The organism is Nostoc sp. LEGE 12454, from assembly GCF_056620565.1.
The window spans coordinates 17,399-34,404 of the sequence record NZ_JBWQXL010000001.1; the positions used below are offsets into that span (position 1 = coordinate 17,399).

At 41.1% G+C, this 17,006-nt stretch carries 14 protein-coding genes; 9 read left to right on the plus strand and 5 right to left on the minus strand.

What is annotated here, in order from left to right; genetic code table 11:
- Positions 1 to 672: 672 nt before the first annotated feature.
- Both AC1F2U_RS00080 and AC1F2U_RS00085 read right to left on the minus strand, forming a co-directional pair.
- Positions 673 to 2,274: a B12-binding domain-containing radical SAM protein gene (locus AC1F2U_RS00080; RefSeq protein WP_480259287.1), complete on the minus strand. Its 1,602-nt coding sequence runs from the start codon at positions 2,272 to 2,274 to the stop codon at positions 673 to 675.
- A gap of 675 nt (positions 2,275 to 2,949) precedes the next feature.
- The gene (locus AC1F2U_RS00085) at positions 2,950 to 3,933 is read right to left on the minus strand and encodes a CHAD domain-containing protein (protein WP_480259288.1); all 984 of its coding nucleotides are present in this window, start codon (positions 3,931 to 3,933) and stop codon (positions 2,950 to 2,952) included.
- 284 nt (positions 3,934 to 4,217) lie between these two features.
- Between AC1F2U_RS00085 and AC1F2U_RS00090 the strand changes: the two genes are divergently transcribed.
- A complete protein-coding gene (locus AC1F2U_RS00090) occupies positions 4,218 to 5,285 on the plus strand; it encodes a DUF3616 domain-containing protein (RefSeq protein ID WP_480259289.1) in 1,068 nt (355 codons plus the stop codon).
- 30 nt (positions 5,286 to 5,315) lie between these two features.
- Here the strand turns inward: AC1F2U_RS00090 and AC1F2U_RS00095 are convergent, their stop codons facing one another.
- Complete coding sequence (locus AC1F2U_RS00095) at positions 5,316 to 5,720, minus strand: NIL domain-containing protein (protein ID WP_480259290.1); 405 nt, start codon at positions 5,718 to 5,720, stop codon at positions 5,316 to 5,318.
- Positions 5,721 to 6,477: 757 nt separating this feature from the next.
- On the opposite strand from AC1F2U_RS00095, the gene AC1F2U_RS00100 reads away from it, so the two are divergent.
- The 3 genes from AC1F2U_RS00100 to AC1F2U_RS00110 all read left to right on the plus strand — a co-directional run bounded on the left by AC1F2U_RS00100 (position 6,478) and on the right by AC1F2U_RS00110 (position 11,127).
- Positions 6,478 to 9,579 (plus strand): response regulator, encoded by a 3,102-nt coding sequence (locus tag AC1F2U_RS00100; protein ID WP_480259291.1) that lies wholly within the window; start codon positions 6,478 to 6,480, stop codon positions 9,577 to 9,579.
- Positions 9,551 to 9,937, plus strand: a complete 387-nt coding sequence (locus AC1F2U_RS00105; protein WP_480259292.1) for a response regulator — start codon at positions 9,551 to 9,553, stop codon at positions 9,935 to 9,937. Before AC1F2U_RS00100 ends, AC1F2U_RS00105 begins: the two co-directional genes overlap by 29 nt.
- Before the next feature lie 431 nt (positions 9,938 to 10,368).
- Positions 10,369 to 11,127, plus strand: a complete 759-nt coding sequence (locus AC1F2U_RS00110; RefSeq protein WP_480259293.1) for a sterol desaturase family protein — start codon at positions 10,369 to 10,371, stop codon at positions 11,125 to 11,127.
- Positions 11,128 to 11,218: 91 nt separating this feature from the next.
- Here AC1F2U_RS00110 and AC1F2U_RS00115 read toward each other — a convergent pair whose 3' ends face one another.
- Both AC1F2U_RS00115 and aroF read right to left on the minus strand, forming a co-directional pair.
- Positions 11,219 to 11,575: a hypothetical protein gene (locus tag AC1F2U_RS00115; RefSeq protein ID WP_480259294.1), complete on the minus strand. Its 357-nt coding sequence runs from the start codon at positions 11,573 to 11,575 to the stop codon at positions 11,219 to 11,221.
- Between the two features lie 328 nt (positions 11,576 to 11,903).
- Positions 11,904 to 12,773 carry a 3-deoxy-7-phosphoheptulonate synthase gene (gene aroF / locus AC1F2U_RS00120; RefSeq protein ID WP_480259295.1) on the minus strand — a complete coding sequence of 290 codons (870 nt, stop codon included), beginning with the start codon at positions 12,771 to 12,773 and terminating at the stop codon, positions 11,904 to 11,906.
- 996 nt (positions 12,774 to 13,769) lie between these two features.
- Between aroF and AC1F2U_RS00125 the strand changes: the two genes are divergently transcribed.
- From AC1F2U_RS00125 to AC1F2U_RS00145, 5 genes are all read left to right on the plus strand, one after another.
- A complete protein-coding gene (locus tag AC1F2U_RS00125; protein ID WP_480259296.1) occupies positions 13,770 to 14,264 on the plus strand; it encodes a hypothetical protein in 495 nt (164 codons plus the stop codon).
- 163 nt (positions 14,265 to 14,427) lie between these two features.
- Positions 14,428 to 15,075, plus strand: coding sequence for a pentapeptide repeat-containing protein (locus AC1F2U_RS00130; RefSeq protein ID WP_094347732.1), 648 nt, complete (start codon positions 14,428 to 14,430; stop codon positions 15,073 to 15,075).
- 104 nt (positions 15,076 to 15,179) lie between these two features.
- Entirely contained in the window at positions 15,180 to 15,470 is a 291-nt protein-coding gene (locus tag AC1F2U_RS00135) for a hypothetical protein (RefSeq protein WP_480259297.1), read from the plus strand.
- Positions 15,471 to 15,565: 95 nt separating this feature from the next.
- Positions 15,566 to 16,420, plus strand: coding sequence for a DUF72 domain-containing protein (locus tag AC1F2U_RS00140; RefSeq protein WP_480259298.1), 855 nt, complete (start codon positions 15,566 to 15,568; stop codon positions 16,418 to 16,420).
- Positions 16,421 to 16,502: 82 nt separating this feature from the next.
- Positions 16,503 to 16,943 carry a hypothetical protein gene (locus AC1F2U_RS00145; protein WP_480259299.1) on the plus strand — a complete coding sequence of 147 codons (441 nt, stop codon included), beginning with the start codon at positions 16,503 to 16,505 and terminating at the stop codon, positions 16,941 to 16,943.
- Positions 16,944 to 17,006 lie beyond the last annotated feature (63 nt).

The following is a 17,006-nucleotide window of genomic DNA, read 5'->3' on the forward strand; positions in this document are numbered from 1 at the left end:
ACCATAAATTTATCTAGTAATTTTACCCAGCAGATATGAGCCTACACGATCAATACAAAAAAAGATGTGCTGGTAATCACAATATCATGGAATACTAATTATTAGTTTTTCGAATATTAAGTATTACAAACTATTTGTTTGCGAACTATATAGTTATGTATAATCCCCAAAGCTGATTAGACAATACTCTAGGTTCGCTTGACCTCTCCCCACGGCTAGAAACTGCGGGTTTTCACTCTGGCAATTGTTCACCCTACTTAGTCCTGAGTAGTGAGTGCCTCAACAAGCGAGTGAATTAAGAATTACTCAGTACTTATGCAGTTGTTAGAGGCTCCGCCCCTTGTGGGCAGTCTTTCTACTCAGCATTCAGCACTCTTCATTGGTTTCAAGATTCTCTTTCATGGCAGCACCGATGGCATGAAGGCGACAAGTTTATCAATGTCATCTTCTCGAAATGCATTTGGGATGTACATAATGCTTTAACCTCAGTCTCATTCATCTGGATATGATAACGAGAGGTGTTATGGTTTTTGCGGTATGGATATAAGTTTAGATTATTCAACCACACTTAGAGATAATAATAGTCTATAAGTGTGATTGAGAAGGCGATCGCATCTGTTGTTAAAGACGGGGTTTAGTAGAAGTTTTAAACCTTGCTCTCAGTACTATGAGTTATTTTTTTAAGCTTCCTAATACTTCCATCACTTCTGCTTCCGGTTTTACCCTAGCTTCTGCTTCCAAAAATTCAGCCACTTGAGCCTCAATTTCATCTCGGACAATTTGGCGATACTCCAAGAAATGCTCAATTTGGGCACAAACGGCTAAGTAGCTACTTACCCCACCCGGATTATGCTGATACATACTCCACAAGTTGCGCCAAAATTGCCACCGCGTCTGACGACGTACACCTTGACGCCAACAAATAATCAGAAATGCTCGGAGTACTTTCCAGTTCAATGGTTTCTTGGCAGCTTTGCCCTTTTTCGGGTAGGTTGCTTCGCCCAAAAGCCGGAAGTGTTTGTATGTACGCTCCAAAAACCGCTCTGGCTCATACAAATCACAAAAGGCCTGCACATATTCACGAGCAATGTCTTCTAAAGGTCGAGTTGGGACAAAGTTCATCAACGTGGTTTGGTTGATGTTGGCAGATTTATTGCGGAGTCTTCCTTCCTTTTCTAATCTATGCCAAAGCGCTGTATCTGGAAGCGCTTGCAGCATACTAAATAACGCTGTGGGAATTGCTGTTTGCTCGACAAACTTGACAATTCGTGCGCCGGCTCCTACTTTCTCGCCATCAAACCCAATGATAAAGCCTGCCATGACTCGCAGCCCTGAGCGGGTAATTTTATTCACCGCCTCACTGAGTGAGTCTCGCGTATTCTGATATTTCTGAGTGAAAGTAAGACTTTCTTCGTCGGGGGTTTCAATTCCTAGAAAAACGGCTCCAAAATTACACGCTACCATCAAATCCATCAGTTCTTGATCTTGGGCTAAATCAACTGAAGCCTCTGTGGCGAAGGAAAAGGGATAGTTATGTTCTACCATCCAGGGCAAAAGGGACTTCAAAAATAATTTGACATTCCGCTTATTGCCGATGAAGTTGTCATCCACCATAAAAATACTACGCCGCCAACCCAGTTTGTAGAGACAATCAAGTTCTGCTAAGAGTTGCTCTGGGTTTTTGGTGCGGGGTTTGCGACCGTATAGCACAATAATGTCGCAAAATTCACACTGGAAGGGACACCCACGGGAAAATTGTACTGACATCTCTGCATAAGCTTCAAACTCTAGCAAGTCAAAGCGAGGAGTTGGAGTGTTGGTGACATCTGGTTTTTCACCGCCAGAGCGAAATATACCTGTGCGATCGCCGCGTGCGATCGCTGCTACAAATAAGGGTAGGGTGATTTCCCCTTCGTCTAATATCAAATAGTCAGCTCCTGCGGATGTCATTTCATTCGGTAGTGCTGTCGGGAAAGGCCCACCCACAGCGACTTGCTTACCTCTCTGCTTTGCTTCCAATATCTGAGAGAGCAAATCTTCTTTTTGCACAATCATCGCTGACATAATAACCAAATCTGCCCAAGCCCATTCTGCTTCTGTACAGACACGAACATTTCGATCTACTAGCTTGAAATTCCATTCTTGTGGTAAAATCGCCGCTACAGTTACTAAGCCTAAAGGCGGTAGCATTGCTTTACGGTCTAATAAAGCCAGTGTTTTTTCAAAAGACCAAAAACTTTTTGGAAAGCGGGGGTATAGAAGTAAAACGTTCATATTTGATGCTTATAAACCTTGATTTTCGTTGCTGGTTGAATTTATGTCAAACTAAACCAGTAGTGATAACACATTAGGGGAACTTCTATATCCACTAGCTGTAACTTCTACTATGACTGATTTAGACAAAGCAATATCTTGTAAGAGCGATTATTACTGTTTTTAGAGCAGGAAGTAGCTGAAAATTGCTCAATCACTGCAAGGAGGGCGATGTCTGGGACGGGCAACTCTTGAAGAGGCTACACCAACGCCTACGCAATTTCCGAAAATCCTCAAACATAGATGGTTAAAGGATTTACCCAGGGTTATAAACAAGTAGCAGTTCAATATCTGTGCTTTTTCTGACTTGGCAAATTGGCAACTCTCAGAAAACTAATTATGTTATTTTCAATACTATACAAGGTGTATTTGCACTTTCAAGCTATTTAGACGGGCTGCAACCCGTCTTTTTTATCCCTGGTCGTTTTAAAATCTCGTTAAATCTTGTTTTTGGGTAGCATTGAAAATGCTCTTTCGTTTCGATGCCGCTAATTTTATGAGCCAGCAGCCCACTAATCGGCATTCCCAGCCGGAGGCTGGGAACGAGGGAAGACATTGCCATGAAAATTAGCTGCCAGTGGAAGCGCTTGCCCTTTCTTTTACAACTTCAGTTTCTTTCTCAACAAAGAGTAACTTTTAACTGATTACTCCTGAAAGTGGGTGCAGTATTGTTAAATGAAAATTATGTCTGGTTTCAGTTTTCAGATACCGTTCTTGCAAAGGTTGCCACTGCTGCCACGATTGGTAACGATTTTCAGTTAACAAATTAGCAAGGGTGGGCAACTCAGTGTGAATTTCTGACTTATATACATCTCCAAGCCAGTCAGTTAAAACGGCACTATCTTGCATCATACCCAAAATTTCTTGGATATTTTTCACTTCTGTAATATAAGCTTCGTAAGAATCGCCATATAAGTCAGTAAACAACTCCATTTGATAGCGTATACGTTTAGCTTCTTTTCGCAAACTATGAAGACTTTCACCTTCTGTTGTCAATTGTTTTTCTATCTTTTTTGGTTTCCAGTTTCTCTGGATCTTCACTTCTGATTCTACAATTTCAGTACCAATTAGCCAACCTGGATGCAATAAGAAGTTACTCACTTCTGGTAAAAGTAAGTCTGGTAGTACTTGCTGAATGGCAATAGATGCCAAAGGTTGATAAGTAGGTTTTTCTAACCACTTATCCAATGCATCTTTTAAAGACTTGTAAGATTCATCGTTTAATGTTTTCTGTACGCTCGATTCTACATCTTCACGTTGTTTCGCCAAAGCTGTAAAAGCTGTTTGCAGCGATTCTTGCTCTTTGCGGGGTAAGTTTGGTTTGTAATTGTTTTCCAAACTTTCTTTGAGTACGTCTAAATCTCGCAGATTACCAAGACGACGGGCTATTTTACCAATATTTTTATCGCTGACTGCTTTCGGCACATCCACTGCTAGCCCAAACCGAGTTACCGCTGTGCGTAGGCGGCGCATTCCCACTCGCATTTGGTGTAGCGCTTCTGGATCTTCATCTTTTTTCACTGATTTTTCCCACTTCAAGGTTTTCTTAAAGTGTTTTTCAATCGCTTGGTAGGCGTAGTCACCAAGAGTTTTTACTGTAGGTTGTGTAGCTAATTTCATAATTGATCTGAATGATTACCTCATGAGGTTATTGCATAATAACAACGTTATTTAAAAATTTGGATCTACTTTTGATATTGTTTTAGCTATGGGATTGTCAGGTATGCTTATGACTATTGATAGTTGCATCCTATTTTATAAATATGCAATATCTGTCAAAGGTTTACAATCATGTCATCCCGTCAATTTGACATGAGCTATAGTTTTTAAAATACGATTTTACATAATAAAATATTATTATAATAGCATGGTTAGGATTTTTGTAAATATCAATATAATTTAAAATGCCAAACTTAGATTTGCTAAATCAAGTTTTATTGACTTTTGTAGATTCTTTTAAAGAGCATAGAGAAGATTTATCAGCACTGCTACTAACACATCAGCAGTATTTATGGTTGGGGTCAGATGAAACTTCAACTATTGAGCGTCTTTCTTTGGTTGATACTGATAAATTTACAGATCATCAACAATTTCGTGTAGCAGAATTTATCGATTTACCTGCACCAGAAGAGGAAGAAATTGATATAGAAGGACTGGCTTACGCTGATAATTACTTATGGTTTGTTGGTTCTCACAGCTACAAACGGAAAAAATCCAAACCCGAAAATACAGATGCCAAAAACTTTAAAAGGCTAGCAAAAATTGAATCAGAACCTAACCGTTACATTTTAGGACGAATTCCTCTGATAGACGGTAAGCTATTCTCATCTTGCCCACATCCCGAAAAGCCAGATGTGCAATTGACTGCCAGTAAATTAGAGGTGACGAATCAGGGTAATTTGCTGATGACAGCTTTAGCAGATGATGCCCATTTAGGCTTGTTTATTCAAGCAGCAATTCCCGGAAAGGATAATGGCTTTGATATTGAAGGTATAGGCATTTATCAAAACCGTGTCTTTCTGGGTTTGCGCGGGCCTGTATTACGAGGTTGGGCTGTGGTGCTGGAAATAGAGTTAGAAGATTCTACCCCTGGACTGATGAAACTAAAGCAAATTGGGGAATTAAAGGAGTTATATAAAAAGCATTTTATCTGGTTGAATGGTTTGGGAATTCGGGATTTGTATGTAGATGATAAAGATTTGTTGATTTTAGCCGGGCCAACGATGGATTTAGATGGCCCCGTGCAAGTTTATCGCTGGGTAAATGGTGTGAATTTGCGAGAAAATGTCTTCAGCAATCCCAGTTTTGTGCAAGATATTCCTTATGGGAATCGGGAAGATCATGCTGAGGGAATGACCCTGTTTCACGATGTAACTGGCATACCTTCGCTATTGGTAGTTTATGACTCTCCAGCAAAAAGTAGGCTGGTGGGTGATGATAGTGTAATGGCGGATGTATTTAAGTTGGGCTAACTTCAATTTTGGATTTGGGATTTTAGATTGTTAAATGTTAGTAGAGATTGCTTGTACGGGACAGGTGGGGATACACTGTTCGCAGACGATACAGCGCGATCGCGTGAATGTCAACTTGTACGTCTCTGGCTGGAGGGTGAGGGCTTCGGTAGGACAAACCCCAGTACACAAGCCACAGTGGACACACACATCCTCGTCGATCGCAATTTCGCCTAACGTCGAAGAAACATTAACATTACGCGATCGCATCCACTCGATCGCCGCATCTAATTGATCGATGTCTCCCGATAATTCCACTACCAGGTTGCCAATTTGATTTGGGGCAACTTGGGCGCGGATAATATTAGCGGCGACGTTGAACTCTTTAGCCAGTACGTAAGTGACTGGCATTTGCACGGCGCGTTTCGGGAAGGTGAGTGTTACTCGTTTTTTCACAGGTTTAGCAGAGGGTTTTTTCTGTTGTAGCGTATTGAGAGTTTCATCAGTCCTTTCCTACGGTAAGTTGCACGAACGAGCAAGGCAAGAGAAGGACACTGCTCCTACCTCAACATACATAGCACTATTTCCAAAAATCTTTGCAACACATAAATCGCCTGTAGGAGCGTACAGATGTCATTGGTGTCAACTTAACCTGAAAGCTCTATAATCTCCTGATATTAAGTCCACTCGCTTACCATCACTATCCGCGTCACCCCACCCCGGTTTTGTCTAAAGCCAAAACCGCCCCTCCCCTTGGCAAGGGGAGGGGTTGGGGGTGGGGTAAAGCGTATGCGGGACAGCGTTTGAGCTGAAGTTGACACCAATGTACATCTGTACGCCCCTACAAGATCGGGATTTCGTGTTATGGCGTTAAACTATAGCAATTCGTGCAGGAGTTACGAACAAAAAGATCCCTGGCTTCTTGAAAAAGTTCGGAATTTGAGCCTCTCTGTACTAGAAAAACTTGTAAGTAAGGTAGTATAAAGCTAGTGTCTGGAAAATGTTTTTTTCTCCATACCATCTGCTCTTGGGCAGGTAGCTAGAAAATCTAATTAAAATTAATCAATATTGATATTTCTTAATGATTTGAAACTGCAAAGATAGACCTTTTGGAAGATGCTTTAAAAATAAGTATTGATATTATATTAGACTTGCCATTTAAGTTAATTACTTGTTATCTGTTATATCCATTTTAACTTGGAAAGCTTTTAACATGAAAATTTTAGTTGTCGAAGATGACGAGTTAAATGCATACTCACTCACCACCGTTTTAACTAACCAAAACTACGCAGTTGAAGTTGCCAGTGATGGTGATACTGCTTGGAATTTTATTCAAACTTACGATTATGATTTAATCCTCCTAGATGTAATGTTGCCCAAACTAGATGGCATTAGTCTTTGTCGTCAAATCCGGTCTAGTGGTCTGCAAATGCCAATATTGTTATTGACAGGGTGCGATAGTAGTCATGAGAAAGCGATCGGACTAGATGCAGGCGCAGATGACTATGTAGTTAAACCCTTTGACGCAGAAGAGTTAATTGCTCGTGTTCGGGCACTGTTGCGTCGCAAAGGCGTAACCTCGCAACCTGTGCTGGAGTATGGTAGGTTGCGGCTAGACCCTAGTAGCTGTGAAGCGATGTATGCTGGAAAGCTACTGCCACTTACTCCCAAAGAGTATGCTCTTTTAGAACTATTCTTGCGAAATACTCGCCGGGTGTTTAGCTGCGGCATGATTTTAGAACATCTGTGGTGTTATGAAGACACTCCACAAGAAGAAGCTGTTCGCACCCATATCAAAGGGTTACGACACAAACTCAAAGCTGTAGGAGCGCCCAGTGATTTGGTTGAAACAGTTTATGGTATTGGCTATCGGCTGAAATTACTGGCAGAAGAGGAGAAGGGTAGCACTTCGGCTACGCTCAGTGACCGAGGGGAAGAGGAGCAGAGGGGCAGGGGGGAAGAGGAGCAGAGGGGCAGAGGGGAATTAGATTGTGAAAAATCCTTGGTTCCTAATCTCAAATCACAACAGCAAACATTAATGGCAGTTGCGGAAATTTGGCAGCGATTTCAAAAGCGGGTAGACGAGCAGGTGAGGGTGCTGGAGGAAGCGATCGCAACTTTAAATCAAAATAGTTTAAATCCCGATTTGCGATCGCTTGCAGTCAAAGAGGCGCATACCTTGGCAGGATCTTTAGGCACTTTTGGCTTGCCTCTTGGCTCAAAATTGGCACGCAATATCGAATTGTTACTGAGTTCTGGTCAAACCCTGAGTCAATCTGAGATTAGCAACCTCGAAAGTTGGGTAAAGTTATTGCGTCGGGAAATTGACGGAAACGACGCAGCGGCAATATCTGCATCATCAACGCCACAGGTATTAGAAACAGTCACACAATCGCTGCAAAATGCTCCATATTCAGAAACTAAAATATTGGTTGTGGATGACGATCCGCAAATTCAGGCATTTTTACAAATCTTACTTAGTCCTTGGGGACTAAAAGCGATCGCTCTTGAAGATCCGCGTCATTTCTGGGAAATCTTGGAAATAGTTACGCCAGATATGCTGATTCTAGATGTGGAATTACCTTATACAAATGGTATAGAACTTTGCCAATTAGTACGCAACGATTCGCGCTGGTGTGAGTTACCCATTCTATTCCTCACCGTCCATAGCGATGCCGAGATCGTAAATCAAGTGTTTAGCATTGGTGCTGATGACTTTGTAAGTAAGCCCATCGTCGGCCCAGAACTAGTAACCCGGATCGTTAATCGCTTAGAACGGATGAAATTGCGGCAGCGCGTCGTGCAGGGAGGCAGGGAGGCAGGGAGGCAGGGGAGCAGGGGAGCAGGGGAGCAGGGGGGCAGGAGGGCAGGGGAAGATAGGGAAGTGAATTCTTCCTTGCCTGGCTCATCTCTTAATTTACAAGCCATCAACGAACTGGAATTGCGAGTAGCAGAACGCACTGCTGAGTTAATTCGGGTGAATCAACAATTGCAGTCACAACTTGATGAACGTCAACGAACACAGGGAGAATTACGGTTCTCTCAAGCCCGATTTGCACGAATTTTAGATATTGCTGATGATGCAATTATTTCTATTAACGGGTTCCAAAGCATCACTTTGTTTAATCAAGGAGCAGAAAAGATTTTCGGCTACTCTGCCCAGGAAGTGATTGGACAGGGCCTTGATTTACTCTTACCGCAGCGCTTTTTTCAAGCGCATCGTCAACATGTGGTTGACTTTGGCCAATCTCCCAATGTTGCCCGTCGGATGGGAGAACGGCGTGAAATCTATGGACGCCGTAAGGATGGTACTGAATTTCCAGCGGAGGCTTCTATCTCCAAGATAGAGATGGCTGAAGAAATATTTTATACGGTTATTTTACGAGATATCACAGAGCGCAAACTAATTGAACGCATGAAAGATGAATTTGTCTCTGTTGTTAGTCATGAACTCCGCACACCTTTAACTTCGATTCACGGCTCTCTAGGAATGCTAGCCAGTGGTTTGCTAGCAACAAACTCAGAGCAGGGAAAACGCCTACTGCAAATTGCGACTGATAGCAGCGAACGCCTAGTACGTTTAATCAACGACATCCTAGACATTGAGCGCATCGAGTCGGGTAAGGCAAAGATGGAACCAGAAATCTGCAATATTGTTGACTTGATCGTTCAAGCAGTAAATGTCATGCAGCCTCTGGCTGACAAAGCAGAAGTGAAAGTATCTGTTTCTGCTATATCTGCCCAAATATTGGCAGATTCCGATCGCATTGTCCAAACATTGACCAATCTATTGAGTAACGCCATTAAATTCTCATCTGCTGGATCTACGGTTTGGTTGGGGGCGAAACCACAAGGAAATGAAGTTTTGTTGACAGTCAAAGATATCGGACGCGGTATCCCAACAGACAAACTTGAGAGTATCTTTGAGCGCTTTCAACAAGTTGACTCTTCAGATTCACGTAACCATGATGGGACTGGTTTAGGTTTGGCAATTTGCAAGAGCATTATGCAACAACACGGCGGACGCATCTGGGCTGAAAGTAAATTAGGTGAAGGTAGCACTTTTTACATCACTCTGCCATTAATTAGGGCTTTCCAAAATCCTGATTTAGAAGACTCTTCCAACATTCCCTTAGTTCATAGTAGTTACGAGCCAACTACAAATAGTCAACTAAGTCCAGATGCAGAATTTTTGAGCAATGGGCGTGTGACTACCAAGGAATTTGAACAACAGGTGATGAAATTACTTCAGAGCATTACCCCGAACCAACAAGAGGATAGCAGCGATGACAACAAAGCGAATTCTAGTGGTTGATAACGAGCAGTATATTCAAGAAGTTGCCAAGATTTGCTTGGAAACAGTTGCAGGCTGGAAAGTAGTAACTGCGAGTTCTGGTCAAGAGGGCATAATTAAAGCTGAGACTTACCAACCAGATGCAATTTTACTAGATGTGATGATGCCAGAGATGGATGGCATCACTACTTTTGAAAAGTTACAAGCCAATCCATTAACCAAAGCGATTCCAGTAATTTTGTTAACTGCTAAAATCCAAGCTTCCGATCGCCGTCGCTATAATCAGATGGGAATGATTAGTGCGATCGCTAAACCATTCAATCCTCTAGAATTAGCTGCTGAAGTAGCCGTAGCCTTGGGCTGGAGTCTAGAAAAGTAGAACAAAATCTATAGCAAATTAATTTATAAAATATAGACGTAGCGAAAAGTGATTTAAACGTTTTTTAGGTGTTAAAGAACACAATGGGTAAAATCAATTCAATTGTTGTTGAAATACCTCATAGAAACGAACGACTTAAATAAATTGTAACTAAGTTACAAAATTAGCTATTTACTACAATTTCAGTCAACCAAGAACCTTTTTTATGAATAGTAATAATTTATATTTATATATGCAATAAAATTAGTTCAATTTTTATTAACAAAAATTAATATATATTATCTGAACTACTTGATGTTGTAAAATAAGCAGTGGATTTTGTCGATTAACAAATTAAATCTTAATTTGGTTATTTTTGGTAATGAAGACCAAAAAAATTGGACATAATCAGCATTTTCATTTCACCAAATTAATCTTACGGATGGGTCTAATTGACGAATCACTCATTTTGGTATTATTGCTTTTTCTTTTTCGGTATCACTCTTGCCCGATACTTTCTGATTGCTGGCGGAGCATACTTGCTGTTTTATTTAATTTTAGGAAAGTCTCTTGCCAACAAGAGTTTGCGTTTGAAACCGTTGATGAATTCTTCCATTAAAAAGGATATTGAATTATCAGTAATCTCCACAGTAGTTTTTGCTATTTCTGGAGCATTTATGATCTCAGAGTATAATTTGGGGGCAACCCTGCTATACGCTGACATCTGGAAATACGGACTGTGGTATTTAATAGTTAGCTTTATTGCAGTACTAATTCTTCAAGATACTTACTTTTATTTTATCCATCGGATGTTTCACCATCCTCGAATTTTTAGATGGATGCATTTTGGACACCACCGTTCAGGAGAACCAACGCCCTGGAGTTCTTCTGCCTTCGACTTACCAGAAGCAATTGTACAAGCACTTTTTTTTGTAGGTGTAAGCTTCATAGTTCCCCTGCATTTCGTCACCTTAGTTGCCGCACTTATAACGATGACAGTATGGGCAGTGTTTACTCATCTCGGATTTGAGCTATTTCCCTCCTCATCTAAAAGTTACTGGATTGGAAAGTGGCTTATTGGTTCTATGCATCATTCCATACATCATCGTAAGTATAAAGTACACTACGGTTTGTATTTTACGTTCTGGGACAAACTGCTTGGTACTGAAGATCCTAATTATGAAAACGAAACCCACATAAGGGAGTTTTAACTATAGCAGTCCTAAATCATTTTTTTCTGTTGCCTGTCATTAGTCATTTGTCCTTTGTAATCACAAATGACTCTTGACAAATGACCACTGACTATTTAATTTTGGTCGAATTCTCAAGCTTGTTTGGATTCACCCAACGGCTGACAAATTCGTTGTTATGTTTGTACACCTTGATTTGCACTTGCTTGGAACTTAACTTGACTATTTCGGCGGGAATTCTTTGGACATCGCTAGAATCCGTGCGCGGCTTGTAAAGCCAAATCACTTTTTGCCCAACTTGAAAGCTGTTAGGATGATTAGTGAAAGAAGGCGTACTGTCTGCCCAAGAGGGGAAAGCAACTGCTAAGTTGATCAAAAGTACTAAGACCACTAGAGTGATTTGAAAAAGTTTCATAATCATCGCACTTGTCTTAGGTTTGATGGGGCAATCAATCTGCTGCTCTAGCATTTAGTTATTATCCTTCTTTAGATTCTCAGAGTTGAAAGATCGGTATACTAAAACTTCTTTGGGCGATTTAGTAAAATTTAAAATATCTACTGATTTCAGGATAAAACGACTTAGAGAATAAAATCAAATAGTCTTATTTGTTAAAACGATAACTTAGATTTATATAAAAGATTGTGTTACAAAAATACGTTTGAGAACAAATGCAATAGCTGAAGTAACAAGTTTATTTTACGAAAGCGATCGCTGTTTGCCATCAACCCAAAATAAATCTTTTGGCTGAGATATTGAAGCGATGCCTACGGCGGTAAACAACGCTTGAAGCTGAAATTTAAGCAGCCCAAAAAATCGGGGCAGGTTCCAAACCCGCCCCAACATCTGGTATAATACGCCCAACAGCTGTTGCCACAGGCTTTAAACTATCAACTAAATGCACCATATCTTCTAAAGAAAGCGCTTGACGGGCATCAGAAACGGATTTTTCTGGTTCTGGGTGACATTCAATAATTAATCCATCTGCACCACAAGCGATCGCAGCCCTAGCCACAGGTGCGACCAACTCCCGTTTACCGACGGCATGGGAAGGATCTACAATTACAGGCAAGTGAGTTATTTGCTTGAGTGCTGCCACTGCCCCTAAATCTAGGACGTTACGGGTGTAATCATCGAAACTACGAATACCTCTTTCGCACAACACCACATCAGGATTCCCGTGGCTGAGGATATATTCAGCAGCCATGACAAATTCTTCAATAGTCGCTGCTAAACCACGTTTGAGCAGTATTGGTTTACCAGCTTGTCCCAAAGCTTTGAGCAAATCAAAGTTTTGCATATTGCGGCTACCAACTTGCAGCATATCAGCGTGGGCGGCGACTACCTCAATTTGGGAAATTGACATCACCTCCGTGACAACTGGCATATTGTAATGCAATCGCACCCTGGCTAAAATCTCTAATCCTGACTCTCCCATACCTTGGAAAGCGTAGGGAGATGTGCGGGGTTTGTAGACACCGCCACGCAACCCCTGTACTGATGCAGTAGATAGCCTTTGGGCGACTATCTCCATTTGTTCTAAGCTTTCAACAGTGCAGGGCCCGCCGATAATTACCAGTTCTTTACCGCCGAAAGCGACTTCTTTCGAGATTTTAACGATTGTCTGGTGGTTGAGATGGGCTTGTGCAGCAAGTTTGGCATTAATCATGGTTATATTCTCCTGAAAAATTAAGTATTGGGAAAGAGAGGGCGGGGGGAAGGAGGCAGGGGGCAGAAGGCAGGAGGCAGAAGTTCTTTAATTTTGAATTTTGAATTGATTTCTCCCTTGTGCCTCTATTTTGCATTCTCAAATAACAACAAAAAAGCCCGAAACCAAGAGTTCCGGGCGCGTTCTGATTCATTGGCATGACGCTATTTACCCGGAATTTATTCTGGGCCAAAAGTAAAAGCCATAAAACCAACTAATGAAATAAGTCATGACAATGAAATTCTCCTTAAAAAAACAAAAACCGCAGAGTTTGCTCTGCGGTTCACCGGGCGGTTTCCATTAGGAAACTTAATTCACCCCCGGTGAACCACCCTAAACCAAAAATAAAAGTAGGAATTTGTGTTAAGCATTTGCGGGCTTTTTGCTGGAAAAATTAAGAAATATACCTATCTATTGTAAACCATAGCAGGAATAGTAAGCTTTGTCAAGACCTGCACAAACTATAAAAAAACGATAGACTCAGTACAACTCTGGGGATTAAGACTAATAACGCTTTGCACAATTCAAAATCACGCCCTGTTCTGATTATACTAGTTGCTTATTTGCGTAGACGAAAAAAGCGCCTTGTCATTAAACATCATAATAGTTGTATAACCTCAGAAGAAAAAGCCAGGATTGAGAAGTTGAAGAAGGCAGGAGGCAGGAGGCAGAGGGCAGAAGGAACAAGTAAAAAGGGGATTCAACCCCTCCTGACTTGAAACCACTGAACGTGAGTTCAGTGGGGGACTCAAACCCATGTTCCCTTTGGTCACAGGCTTCAGCGCAAAACAGTATTCCTTCTGCCTCCTGCCTTCTGCCCTCTGCCTTTCTTGTTAAAATATATAATTCTCCTGACTTCATCTTACGAAAGCTTATTGCAGGGAATTGACAACCGCCATACATTACTGCCCAAGTTCTCATTGACCAGATCAATTTTTTAGGATCATCTGTCTGATTATGCCCAGTTCCAAAATCTTAACCCAATCTTTCGACTATTATGGAGCTTACCCCTGCCCAGTCTGTCGAATAGGTAAGATTTCTCACATGCCATTGATGGAAGCTATGGCTTGTGACTTTTGCCAAGAGATTTTTACAGTCAACTTAGAGCAACAGCAAATCAAAATGCCTTCTAGGCAACCACCTTTAACATGGCGTTGGAATGGGTTTAGTTGGACAGAAGGCCAGTTGGAAGGTATGGAATTAGGTTGGGGTTATGGATTAGCAGCAGCAGTTTTTGTAATTCTTCCCACTACTCTAATTGGCATAGTAGCTTACTATTTTCCTGCTAATCTGAAGGAACCCATTACCTGGATGCCATATATTTGGACGATATTAACCTTCTTATCACATTTATCAATTATTGTTTGGATTTATATTGAAGTCTATCAGATTCCAGTTGCAGCATATTTTCGAGCGATCGCTCGATGGAGAAATGGAGAGATGGGGAGATGAGAAATCAATTAAAAATTAAAAATTAAAAATTAAAAACTTCTGCCCCCTGCCCCCTGCCTCCTGCCCCCTGCCTTTCCCAATGCCCCATAATCCATAACAAATGATGCAGCGTATAAATGACTCCATCACTCATAATTAAGTTGATTGTCCACCAAAATATCGTATGAGCGATCTGGAGCGGTACTATAGAGTTTTGGAATTAGAGCCTGGAGCTACACTTGAAGAAGTGAACCAGGCTTACAAAGATTTAGTCTTTGTTTGGCATCCCGATCGCATTCCCAAAGACAATCTCCGTTTACAGCAGAAAGCACAAGACAAGCTGAAAGCCATAAATGAAGCTCGTGAAAAGTTGCGTTCTCTAAAAACCAAACATCAAACCACACATCACTCACCGCCACCTCAACAGGAAAAACCATCTCAAACAATCCAGAAACCACCAAAGCAAAACTCAGACTTGAGTGGCAAAGACTACAGTCGGGCAAATTTGAGCAATAAAGACTTATCTGGCAGAAATCTAAGTTATGCCAATTTGAGCGGTGCTAATCTCAGCGACACTTTTATGCACAAAGTCAACCTCAGAGGTGCAAATTTATCTGAAGCAAATTTATTTCGGGCAAATCTACTTTTAGCCGATCTCAGGGAAGCGAATTTACGCGCTGCTAATTTGATTGGAGCGGATCTCAGTGGAGCCGACTTGCGAGGAGCCGACTTGACGGGAGCGCGGATTCGCTCTGGTGAGCGGCTTCTGGTTAAATTAGTTGGGACTAACTTAGCAGGGGCAATTATGCCTGATGGTTCAATTTATCAATAACTGAGGTTGCGCTAAAACATCAAAACCCTCATGTAGAGACGCGATTTATCGCGTCTAAAAAACCAATTATCCACACTACCTGTTTGCTTGCCTAAAACACTACAATGAGTACGCGATCTACTGAAAAGAGAAAGCAATATGCCTTTTTGCTTGCTGAATTTACCGAAATGAGAAAGCAATCAGGCATTTTCAGAAAGCAATATACCTTTTTACTTGCTGAATCTACCGAAATGAGAAAGCAATCAAGCATTTTGAGAAAGCAATATACCTTTTTACTTGCTGAATCTACCGAAATGAGAAAGCAATCAAGCATTTTGAGAAAGCAATATACCTTTTTACTTGCTAAATCTACCGAAATGAGAAAGCAATCAAGCATTTTGATAAAAAATCTATGATTTTTTTTTAACAAGTCGGTAATTTGACTTAGCTTTATCAATCCCTACAACCTGCGTGTAAAATTGAATATGATACATCAAGGCTTTTAGGCATTGTGAACTTTTTTATCGGTTGTGCTGTTTGGGCATATAAAGGTTGGGTAGGCGAACTCTATCCCCAAGGCACTCGCACTGCCGATTTTCTGAATCTCTACAGTCGTCGCTTCACCACTGTAGAAGGTAACACTACCTTTTATGCCGTGCCTAACCAAGAAACTGTAACTCGTTGGGCTGCCGAAACACCAACAGGTTTTGAATTTTGTCTAAAATTACCGCGAGATATTACCCATCAAGGGTTGCTAAAACCTTATATACCAGCTGCTTTAAAATTTCTGGAGGGGATGCGCCCTTTAGGTAAGCATCTTGGCCCAATGTTTGCCCAGTTACCACCCAGTTATACACCTGCATTACTTGACGATTTGACCAACTTTCTAGAAGCTTGGCCGCATACAGAAGCACCCCTAGCAGTGGAAGTTCGGCATCCCGACTGGTTCAAAGAACCCCATGCTAGTAATTTGACGGCACTTTTAGAAAATTTAGGTGTCGGAAGGGTACTGTTAGACTCGCGCCCCATTTACACTGGAGATGATGACCCCCAGTTGCAATCGGAACGGCGAAAACCTAAATTACCGTTGCAATTGAGTGTGACAGCACCTTTTACTCTGATTCGGTTTATTTCTCATCCGAATTTATCAGTGAATCAGCCATTTATGGAAGAGTGGGTGATGCAGATTCAGCAATGGTTACAGATGGGAGTGCGAATTTATTTCTTTGTCCATTGTCCAATAGAAGCGCGATCGCCCAGTACGGCTCGTCATTTCCAACAGCTATTGGAACAAAGTGGTACATTAATTCCACCCCTACCTTGGAATAACCTTGAGCATCCCCCCAATCAACTCAGTTTATGGTGAGCGTATTTAGTAGATAATTGGGGTTGTAATACTTTTCTGTTAAAGAAAAATTTTTAGAGTAGTTCTACCAAAGGAGGTTGAGATGAGTCGTCTTCTTTATGAAAACTCAGTTTCATATAAAGGATATCTCATAATTCCATTTGTTTTTGGCAAGGCGGATAATTACGAAATTTATTCGTATAAAATGCTATCTGAAATTGGGCACAAAAGCAAATTTCACAAAGCAGAAAATCCAGCAGAAATCTATGGAAGTGACGTTAGTAACATCATTGATATTGCTAAAGAGCATATCGATAAAAATTCAGAGTTTGTTCCTCGCGGGGATAGTTTTAAGTCTCGCTATGTTTATCGGAACAATTTGATTATTATCTTCCAAGAAGGAGACAAATATTTTTATGACCATTACCCACCAGAGTTATTGAATAATATTGCAGCTCCAAAGTTATTCAAATCTGAATATGAATGTCTGAATTGGATTAAGCAAGGGTTTGATGGGCGATATGTACGGCAAAGAGCGGTTTGAAGCAGGTACTGACTTTTCACGGTATCTGGAAAACCTCTCTCTAAATCTCTCTCCTAAAAGGAG